The organism is Haladaptatus ordinarius (genome assembly GCF_054177595.1).
The window spans coordinates 1-9539 of record NZ_JBPEHH010000122.1; the positions used below are offsets into that span (position 1 = coordinate 1).

Annotated in this window: 9 protein-coding genes, 1 tRNA gene and 2 pseudogenes; 8 read left to right on the forward strand and 4 right to left on the reverse strand. The window is 60.4% G+C overall.

Annotated features, from left to right (window positions below):
* Positions 1-137 precede the first annotated feature (137 nt).
* A complete protein-coding gene (locus ACR3FF_RS23515) occupies positions 138-1280 on the reverse strand; it encodes a glycosyltransferase (RefSeq protein WP_458190566.1) in 1143 nt (380 codons plus the stop codon).
* Between the two features lie 115 nt (positions 1281-1395).
* On the opposite strand from ACR3FF_RS23515, the gene aglJ reads away from it, so the two are divergent.
* Positions 1396-2307, forward strand: coding sequence for an S-layer glycoprotein N-glycosyltransferase AglJ (gene aglJ / locus ACR3FF_RS23520; protein WP_458190567.1), 912 nt, complete (start codon positions 1396-1398; stop codon positions 2305-2307).
* A gap of 167 nt (positions 2308-2474) precedes the next feature.
* Positions 2475-3704: pseudogene (locus ACR3FF_RS23525) on the forward strand (RNA-guided endonuclease InsQ/TnpB family protein).
* Positions 3705-3793: 89 nt separating this feature from the next.
* Here the strand turns inward: ACR3FF_RS23525 and ACR3FF_RS23530 are convergent.
* Positions 3794-4036: pseudogene (locus ACR3FF_RS23530) on the reverse strand (DUF7125 family protein); the annotation flags it as partial.
* Positions 4037-4156: 120 nt separating this feature from the next.
* On the opposite strand from ACR3FF_RS23530, the gene pyrB reads away from it, so the two are divergent.
* The 3 genes from pyrB (at position 4157) to ACR3FF_RS23545 (ending at position 6302) form a co-directional block, all read left to right on the forward strand.
* A complete protein-coding gene (gene pyrB, locus ACR3FF_RS23535; RefSeq protein ID WP_458190568.1) occupies positions 4157-5071 on the forward strand; it encodes an aspartate carbamoyltransferase in 915 nt (304 codons plus the stop codon).
* A complete protein-coding gene (gene pyrI, locus ACR3FF_RS23540) occupies positions 5064-5525 on the forward strand; it encodes an aspartate carbamoyltransferase regulatory subunit (RefSeq protein ID WP_458190569.1) in 462 nt (153 codons plus the stop codon). Before pyrB ends, pyrI begins: the two co-directional genes overlap by 8 nt.
* Before the next feature lie 75 nt (positions 5526-5600).
* Entirely contained in the window at positions 5601-6302 is a 702-nt protein-coding gene (locus tag ACR3FF_RS23545) for a hypothetical protein (protein ID WP_458190570.1), read from the forward strand.
* Between the two features lie 92 nt (positions 6303-6394).
* Here the strand turns inward: ACR3FF_RS23545 and ACR3FF_RS23550 are convergent, their stop codons facing one another.
* Entirely contained in the window at positions 6395-7327 is a 933-nt protein-coding gene (locus ACR3FF_RS23550) for an FKBP-type peptidyl-prolyl cis-trans isomerase (protein WP_458190571.1), read from the reverse strand.
* 105 nt (positions 7328-7432) lie between these two features.
* Between ACR3FF_RS23550 and ACR3FF_RS23555 the strand changes: the two genes are divergently transcribed.
* Both ACR3FF_RS23555 and ACR3FF_RS23560 read left to right on the forward strand, forming a co-directional pair.
* Entirely contained in the window at positions 7433-8197 is a 765-nt protein-coding gene (locus tag ACR3FF_RS23555; protein ID WP_458190572.1) for a helix-turn-helix transcriptional regulator, read from the forward strand.
* Positions 8198-8259: 62 nt separating this feature from the next.
* Complete coding sequence (locus ACR3FF_RS23560) at positions 8260-8757, forward strand: phosphopantetheine adenylyltransferase (RefSeq protein WP_458190573.1); 498 nt, start codon at positions 8260-8262, stop codon at positions 8755-8757.
* An 18-nt stretch (positions 8758-8775) separates the two neighbouring features.
* Here ACR3FF_RS23560 and ACR3FF_RS23565 read toward each other — a convergent pair whose 3' ends face one another.
* On the reverse strand, positions 8776-9096 hold the full coding sequence (locus ACR3FF_RS23565) for a transcription initiation factor IIB family protein (RefSeq protein ID WP_458190574.1): 321 nt from the start codon (positions 9094-9096) through the stop codon (positions 8776-8778).
* A gap of 86 nt (positions 9097-9182) precedes the next feature.
* Here ACR3FF_RS23565 and ACR3FF_RS23570 point away from each other — a divergent pair.
* Positions 9183-9267, forward strand: a tRNA-Leu gene (locus ACR3FF_RS23570).
* Positions 9268-9539: the final 272 nt, after the last annotated feature.

The following is a 9539-nucleotide window of genomic DNA, read 5'->3' on the forward strand; positions in this document are numbered from 1 at the left end:
GTGCTCATAGCGACTCAAGGTTCAGTTCCAATGATGACCGCATTTTGACTCATTCCTTCTTCTCAGATCTCATTTGATTAGATTTTCTCTCTATCACTGACTTATGGGTAAGAGACAGGACTTCAGTCGTGGGTAACTTACTCGAACGCTTCCCGCAACTCTTCGTCTATCTCCCACGTCCCATCTCCCTCACCGCGCAGCAACTCCACGCTCGCCCGAAACAGCGACACCTGCGTGTCGAAGATGGCGTACACCGGCTGCAACGGACCCAACCGGTCACTCCCACCGAGTCGAACGAACAGCCCCAGTCCCGCGGGAACGACCAGACCGAACGGCCCTGCCGCGATCAACGCCGCCCCCGTCGTCAGTCCCACTGCCAGCGCCACCAGCCACGGCGAGACTACCATGAACCACCAGTTGAACGGCAGCACGACGCCGCCGTACTTTCCGTACCGACCCAGCGCGGACCGATGCTGTACCAACAGTCGAATCAGCCCCATCCCGCGCCGGTCTTTCTGCAACCGACGCTTCCGGAAGTCCGAGTGGGAGGCTTCACTGTAGCGAATCTCGGGGTCGAAGACGACTCGATTCCCGTTCAGTCGAATCTTCAACGCGAGTTCCGTATCGTCGGCCAACGAGTTCGGGTCGATGGAGACGATAGCGTCGTTCTCGAACGCCGAAAACGGCCCATGGAAGATGAGCGTCGAGTCGAGGTGCGATTCGAGCGTCTGGACGTGCGCCTGGACGCCACGATAATCCGCTTCGACCTCGCTTCCGCCGAGAATCTCGGCGTTAGTGCCGGTGACCGCCGCCACGTCGGGGTCTGCGAGATTGGCCGCCGCGACACGCAGGGCGTCGTCGGCCACGAACGAGTCGCAGTCGGTCTTGACCACCATCTCGTTCTTCGCGGCGGCGTACGCGTCGTTGAGCGCGGGTGCGAGGCCGCGACGTTCGTCCTCTCTGAGGAGGTTCAACTCGGGATAGTCGTGGTCTGCGAGGTACTCCCGAACCAAGTCAGGGGTCTCGTCGTCGCTCGAATCCACGACGACGAGTTCGACTTTCTCCATCGGATAGTCGAGTTCGAGCAGGTCGTCCAGTTTCTTTTCGACGATGTCCGCTTCGTTGTACGTCGGGAGCACGATGCTTACAGTGGGTTCGGCCTCCCGCTTTCTGGCGGGCGACCCGTTCGGGCGCACCAGTCCGTACAGAGCGAGAAAGGCGAGATAGGGAAGGGCGGCTATTGCGACGACGGCCGCGGCTGCCTTCGCGAACCGGTTCATATCGGGGACTTGGGCGTTTTGTTTTAAACATCTATGGATTGTCGTGGCGGAGACGGGCACCGATGGCGGGGCTAAAAGGTTGGGCTTTTTGCCTCCGGTATACAATTTCTTGACAATGCCCGACCGCGAGGATGTGTGCGTGCTCATCCCGACGTTGAACGAAGCCGAAACTATCGGCGAGGTCATCGACGGGTTCCGAGAGCAGGGCTTCTCGAACGTACTCGTCGTGGATGGGGATTCCGACGACGGAACGCAAGAAATAGCCACGGACTGTGGTGCGCGCGTCATCGAACAGAGTGGGATAGGGAAGGGGCAGGCCGTCCGCGAGGGACTGACGCACATCGAAACAGAGTACGTGCTGATGCTGGACGGGGACGGAACCTACTCTCCCGAGGACGCGGACGCGATGCTCGAACCCTTAGACGACGGCTACGAACACGTCATTGGAAATCGGTTCGCTGACCTGGATGATGGGTCGATGACCCGCCTGAACCAGTTCGGTAATCGCCTCATCAATCGCGCGTTTCTAGTCATCCACGGACAGAATTTCGAAGACATCCTGAGCGGGTATCGTGCGTTCACCCGCGACTCCATCGAGCGAGCGTATCTCACCTCGGACGGGTTCGGCGTCGAGACCGAACTGGCGGTCGAGTGTGTGAAACACGGCATTCCGACGACTGTCGTCCCGATTCGCTACGAAGAACGCCCCGACGAGTCGGAGACGAACCTCCACCCACTCTGGGATGGCGGCGACATCATCATGACACTCTACCAGTTGGCCAAGACGAACAATCCCCTGTTCTACTTCGGGAGCATGGGGATGTTGAGCGGTCTTCTCGGTATCTTTCTCGGCATCTACGTCGGTATCGAGTGGTTCGTTCCGCCGCGCGTCTCCCACGAAGTGTTGGCCGTCGTCGCTGGCGTCGCCATCCTCTTCGGCGTCCAGTTGCTCATGTTCGGCGTCCTCTCGGACATGATCGTCACGCTCCACCGAGAACAGATGCGACGAATCGACAGACGTCGATGAGACTGGCGGGCGAATTCAGCATAATTCGAGGTGGCGCCTCCGACCTCAAGAAGCGAGCGAAGCGAGTGAGTAGATCGGAGAGGAAACCGATATAGCACGACGCAATCCACGCTCGATGACATGCTGACTCCCGGATGTTTAAGAGCCGTCGATTCTACATCTGAAATATGGAGGTTCGGCGTACCGCACCCGTCAAACTCCTCGTCCCCGACGAATACCGCGATGACCTCCACGAAACAGCCCGGCAATTCCTTCACTGTGCGAACCGTGCCGCAGACTTCTGTTGGGACGATACTTCGATCAAGAACTGCGTCACGGCTAATACGACTGCGAGAGATGCACTCTATGACGAGCTCCGCGGCGAAACTGACCTCACCCGCCAACCTTGTTCAAGAATCCATCCGACGTGCCGTCCAAGCCACAAAAGGGTGCGTCGAACGGTGGGGGAACGGCAAGCGCGTGAGCCAACCAGAGTTCACCTCGTGGAGTATGCTCTACGATAAGCGGAGCGCCACCCTCTACCGAAACAAGGTGTCGCTCTCGACCGTTAACGGACGTGTCGAGTGTGACTTTGAACTTCCGTCGGACAGTCCGTCACCCTACGAACAGTACGTACTGTCCGAGAAAAACGAGTTCCGAGCGAGTACACTCCAATACGACGCAGTGGACGATGAGTTCTACTTCCACATCACCACGCGAAAGTTCGACGGAAAAGGCGAAGACACAGAGGTTTCGGCAGATACCGCGCACCAAACAGTCCTTGGTATCGACCTCGGCGTCAACAGTCTCGCCGCCTCTTCGACCGGACGCTTCTGGCAGGGTGACGAATACGACCACTGGTGTCGCGAGTTTGAGAAACGGCGCGCGGAGATGCAACAGCGCGCAACACAAGCCGCGCACAAAGTGTTGCTTCGCCTCGGGAAGCGCGAAGAAGCGTGGCGGAAACAGTACATCCATACGGTCACCAACGAAATCGTCTCCGAAGCTGTCGAACACGACTGCGACGTTATCGTGTTCGAGGAGTTAACCGATATTCGTGAACGGCTACCGCAGGCGAAGTGGCACCACATATGGGCGTTCCGGCACCTATTCGAGTACGTCGAGTACAAGGCACCAGAACGCGGCGTCTCCGTACGTCTCAACACTGTTCTCGAATGAACTGTGGGCACACTCATGAGGATAACCGCCACGGCGAGCATTTCCACTGCCAGAAGTGTGGATACGAAGTCAACGCAGATTACAACGCGGCGAAGAATATCGGGATGCGGTACGCTTGGAAGCGACAACAAAGACTCCGTTCTTCGCCCAAGTCGGGGGACGGAGACGCACCAGTAGACGTGCGTATAAATGGTGGGATGGTGAACGGCAGGAGTCACCGGCCTATTGCTGGTGACTGATTACCGGGAATCCACATCAAAGCCAACCCGCAAGAACCGAGGCGCGTAGCGCCGAGGGAGTAGGGTAGGGTAGGGTAGGGCAGGGTAGTTTACGCGATATCCCGACTCGTGTCGATGGATACGTTCTCCGTGAGTTCGAGTTTGATGGTCTCGGGAAGCGCACGCCCGCCACGGAACTTCGGCACTGCGAACCTGTTTTCCACCCGGTCACCCGAAATCGTGGTGCGGAGTTGAAACACGACATCCACGACGTGTTCGGTGATATCTCGCTGGTCGGGGACGCTTCGTCCTTCGAGACAGTGCAAGATGGCGAGACCGAGCGTCCTGGTTATCTTGCCACACCCACATTTCCCGCCAGCGATAGCGAGCATAGCGGGAGTGGTCTCGTCATCTTATTTAAATGTCGGGGTAACCCGTGCCTTTCAAGATGGACGCCAACCCCATTCCGAACGATGCGGCACGACCACCTCATCGACACGAAACAACTCTCGCGCGCGGACATCGAGGACGTCCTCGACCGCGCCGCCGAGATAGACGCCGAACCGGGGGCGTTCGCCGACCGACACGAAGGGAAACTGCTCGGACTGATGTTCTACGAACCGAGTACCCGCACGAAGATGAGCTTCGAGACCGCCATCAAACGCCTCGGTGGAGACGTGGTAGACATGGGTTCCGTCGAATCCTCCAGCGTGAAGAAAGGCGAATCGCTCGCGGATTCGGCGCGGGTCATCGAGGGGTACGCCGACGCGCTCGTGTTACGCCACCCGAGTCAGGGGTCGGCGAGGTTGGTGAGCGAGTTCGTCGACGTCCCGCTGCTCAACGCCGGGGACGGCGCGGGCCACCACCCGACACAGACCTTGCTCGACCTTTACACGATTCGAGAGAACGCCGGACTGGACGACCTCTCCATCGGTATCATGGGCGACCTGAAGTACGGCCGGACGGTCCACTCGCTCGCGCACGCGCTGACGAACTTCGACACCCGCCAGCACTTCATCAGCCCCGAGAGTCTCAGACTCCCCCGCAGCGTGCGCTACGACCTCCACGAATCGGGGGCGAAGGTCCGCGAGCACACGAATATCGAAGACGTGCTCCCGAACTTGGACGTCCTTTACGTCACCAGAATCCAGCGCGAGCGCTTCCCCGACGAGAACGAGTATCGCGCGGTCGCCGGCGAGTACCAGATCGACCTCGACACGCTGGCCGGCGCGAAAGACGGCCTCACCATCATGCACCCGCTCCCGCGCGTGGACGAAATCGCTCCCGAGGTGGACGAGACGGCACACGCAACCTACTTCGAACAGGCACACAACGGCGTCCCGGTGCGCATGGCACTGCTCGATTCCATGCTAGAAAACGATGAGTGAACACGAACTCCGCGTCAGCAAGATTCGAAACGGCACCGTCATCGACCACATCCGCGCAGGACAGGCGCTCAACGTGCTCGCCATCCTCGGCATCGACGGGAGCGAGGGCGATGCGATAAGTGTCGGAATGAACGTCCCGAGCGACCGGATGGGTCGCAAAGACATCGTCAAGGTCGAGGGCCGAGAGTTGAACCAGAACGAGGTGGACGTGCTCTCACTCATCGCACCCGACGCGACGATAAACATCATCCGCGAGTACGAAGTGGCAGAAAAACATCGGTTGGAGCGCCCCGACCGCGTCGTCGGCGTCCTCTCCTGTCCGAACAGCAACTGCATCTCGACGGCGAACGAACCCGTCGAGTCGAAGTTCGAAGTGCTCTCGGACGGCGTCCGCTGTGAGTACTGTGAGACCATCATCCGCGACGACCTCGCAGCACACATCAGCGTGAAGTGAGAAACGTCGGCCTAACCCACCGAACGGATGCAAACGGTCGGGCCAGTTTATGCCGCTTCTCGGATTCGTGGGGGTATGGGAACCCAAATCGGCAAGCGGACTGCGGTCGTTCTCTCGGCTCTCCTCTTGCTCTCCGGTGTGACGCCGCTCCTCGGCCTCTCGGCAACCTCGACGGCGATTCCGTCGTCACAATCTGGTCAACAGCCGAAACTCGGGGAGGTGTCACAACTCGGGCAGTACAAGGTGTCAATCGACAACTCGACCATCCGCACGTGGGCACTACGAAACGTGACGGTGACGAACGCGAGCGTCGATACCGTGGTCGTCCGCAGACTTCGCGTCGACGGTGAAGTTCGACGCAACGTCAGCCTACAAAACGTCTCCATCACCGAACTCGAAATCGAAAACGGGACGCTGACGAACGTCACGGCGAACAGAATCGTCGTCAGAAACCGCTCCATCCTCGACCTGCCGGGTGGTGACATCATCGACCCCAACGTGGAAAACCGCGTCATCGAGCGCACCGTCCTCGCCAACGTGACCGTCGAAGGGGCGTCACTCGACAGGCTGACCATCGCAAACATGACGGTGCAAAACGCGTCCGTGCCCGAGCGTTCCGACAGGCCGGTCGTTCCACCTGCCGTGACCGACCCCGAGTCGGAGCCGAGACCGGCAGTGGTCATCCGGAACGGGTCCGTCGAGTCGGCAGTCGTTCGGAATGCGACCGCTAGCGGGTGGTCGGCGAGCAACGTCGACCGTGGAAACGCGACCGGATAGGCACACTCCTCCGTTTTTTCTGCCGTTATCGGCGCACGTGACCCTCTGTCCACCCGTCAGTGGTCGGAAAAACGAGTTCGGTTAGCGGTCGATTACTCTTCGGTTTCGTCGGTTTCGTCCGCGCCGACGTCCTCGCCTTCGGCTTCGAGCTCTTCGACGATTTCGTCTTCGTCGATGTCGACGTCTTCGAGGGCTTCCTCGATGTCGCCGCCGCCCATGCCGCCCATACCGCCCATCATGCCACCCATGCCGCTCCCGTCGATGGTCTCTTGCACGATGACGCGGTCCAGGTCGAGGCGGTCGATGACGTCCTGTGCTATCTGCTGTTTCTGGAACATCCACTGCTGGTTCATCGACAGCTGCGGCGTCGCCTCGATGTAGAGCGTCTCTTTCTCGACCGTCTCGGTCTCGGTTTCGCCGTCTTCGTTCTCGACTTCTTCTTCGGCTTCGTCCGTCTGAATCCACATGTCGAGGTCGGCGTCGATGTACATCGAGAACAGCCCTTTGGCCTTCTCTTCTTCGTCATCGACCTCGTCGACGATTTCGTACTCGTACTCCAGGTCCTCGCCGGCGAGCGGGTGGTTGAAGTCGACGCGCGCACGGCCGCCGATGATGGTTTCGACGTAGCCCTGCTGTCCATCGACGTTGACCTGTGCGCCGGGGTAGCGTTCGTCTTCGGAGATTTTGTCGGCGCTCACAGTGCGAACTTGCCCATTGTCGTACTCGCCGAACGCGAGTTCGACGGTGACCGAGCCTTCGTCGCCGGCCTCCTTGCCGTAGATGTCGTCTTCGACCTCGTCGAAGATGTGGCCCGCACCGAGCACGATGGTTCGCGGGCCGAACTCGCGGCCCTCCGTTTCGATTTCTTCTTCTTCCGCGACGTCGACGCTCGTCGTGTCCACGAGGTCGCCGTCTTCGACGGTGCGTGCGGTGTAATCGAGACTGATGAAGTCCCCTTCCTGCAGTCCCTCCTGCGTTTCTGTCTCTTCTTCCTCGGCAACTTCGGCCTCTTGTTCGTCACTCATACACGAAACGACACCCGTTCGCCCCTTAAGAATCACGTTTCGGCCGCGAGCCATGACACTGGCGAAGAGTGGGATTTACATCACCCGTCGGAGTAGTTCCGGCCGATGGACGCGCCAGAGTCGGTCGCGTTTCTCTCGGGGTCCCCGGAGCGACTGCGCCTGCTCGTGTGCCTCCGTGACCACCCCGGTTCGCCGCGCGACGTGGCGGACGCTATCGACATCTCACATCGAAGCGTCCAGCGTAACCTCTCGGAGTTTTCCGACCGTGGCTGGGTGCGAAAGCGAGACGGGCAGTACGCGCTCACCACCAGCGGCGAGCTCGCCACTCGCACGCACGAAAACTACGTCGAGACGATGGAGACGATTGCGGCGTACGACCCCTTCTTCCGCTTCCTTCCCGATGCGGACCACGCACCGGACCCGGCGTGGCTGGCCGACTCGACGCTCGTCACCGCCTCGCCCGACCAGCCACAGGCCCCGGTGAGCCACTACGTGAGTCGATTGCGCGTCCGTGAAACCCGGACGATTCGGATGCTGGCTCCCGTCTTGAGTCGACTCTACCACGACGCACACGCCGAACTCGTCCTCTCTGGCATTGAGACGGAACTCGTCATGCCGTCGGAGCGAATCGAAACGGCGCGGTCGCGTAACCCGCTCGAATTTCAGGTGGTCAGTCGAGCGGTCGACATCTACCGGCACGAGGGGCCGGTCGAACTCGGCGTGACGCTCGGCGACGACTGGGCGCTCGTGGGCGCGTACGACAACGACGGGCAACTCAGGGCACTCGTCGAGAGTGACGCCGCAGACTTCCTGGATTGGGCCGAAGCGGTGTACCGGCGATACCGCGACGATGCACGGCCGATTCGGTGAGAGTGGCGGCGATGTCGACCAGTACCGAAGGTGATAAACCATGCCGAATCATTCGCCGGGGTATGGACGTTGCGTTGGGCGGGACGTTTGACCCGGTTCACGACGGTCACCGGGCGTTGTTCGAGCGAGCGTTCGAACTCGGCGACGTAACCGTCGGGTTGACGAGCGACGACCTCGCACCGAAGACCCGGAACGTGGACAGATACATCCGCCCGTTCGAGGAGCGAAAACGCGACCTCGAAGCCGAACTCCGAACGTTCGCGGACGAGTACGACCGCGAGTTCGAGGTGCGCGAACTCTCGGAGCCGACCGGCATCGCAACCGAACCGAAGTTCGACGTCCTCATCGTCTCACCCGAGACGAGGACCGGAGGCGAGCGAATCAACGAGATTCGCGAAGAGCAAGGAGACGACCCGCTCGACATCGTGGTCGTCCCGCACGTGGACGCTGAGGACGGCGACATCATCTCCAGTACTCGAATCGTCGAGGGTGAGATCGACGAACACGGAAACCTCACGCCAGCGAACGATGGCCGTGCCGGACGCGACCACCACGACTGAGTGCCGTAACCGACCGCACTACCACGAGGGCGGTTGCAGTCCTGCTTCTTCGAGAATCGACTTCCAGCGCTGTTGAATCGTCAGGCGAGCGACGCCTACCGCATCAGCGACCGCTTTTTGTGACCGCTGGTCGCCCTCGATGAGCGACCCCGCGTAGAGACTGGCCGCCGCAACCGCCCGTTTCGATCGCTCTTCGAGGTCGTCGGCGCCGGAGATGGTCGTAAGAAAGAGGTCGGCCGCGCGCGAGCGAGCGCCGGTCTCGAGATCGAGACGGTCGGCAGCCTGTTGGAGCTCTGCGAGCCACGATTCGTTTTCGACTTGGTCACGTGCCCGATACACGTGGCGAGGTAGCGCGCCATCCCTCATAAACGCTCGTCCGACGAGAGCGACAGGTTCTTATCGCCAACTTCGGAAGGTGATACTGCGTGCGGGTAGCCAAGCTAGGCCAACGGCGCAGCGCTTAGGACGCTGTCCTGTAGAGGTCCGCCGGTTCGAATCCGGTCCCGCACATTCTTGCCACGAGCTACGCCGCGAGTGGCAAGACTGTGCCAAGCAGATTCGAAGTACGGAAGGCAGTCTCACGACCGAAGGGAGTGAGGAAGCGTCTTCAGGTGGTCCGAATCCGGTCCCGCACATTCTCCGCGAACTACGTTTGCAATCGAGGAGCGTGTCATAGAAAGCCTCCCAAGGGGGGCCGCAGGGTTTTGAAACTGTGTCCAGCAGTACCAACGCCCTGCAAGACGTCGCTTCGGTAGACGACTTTTTGAATGCGGCGGCGACCG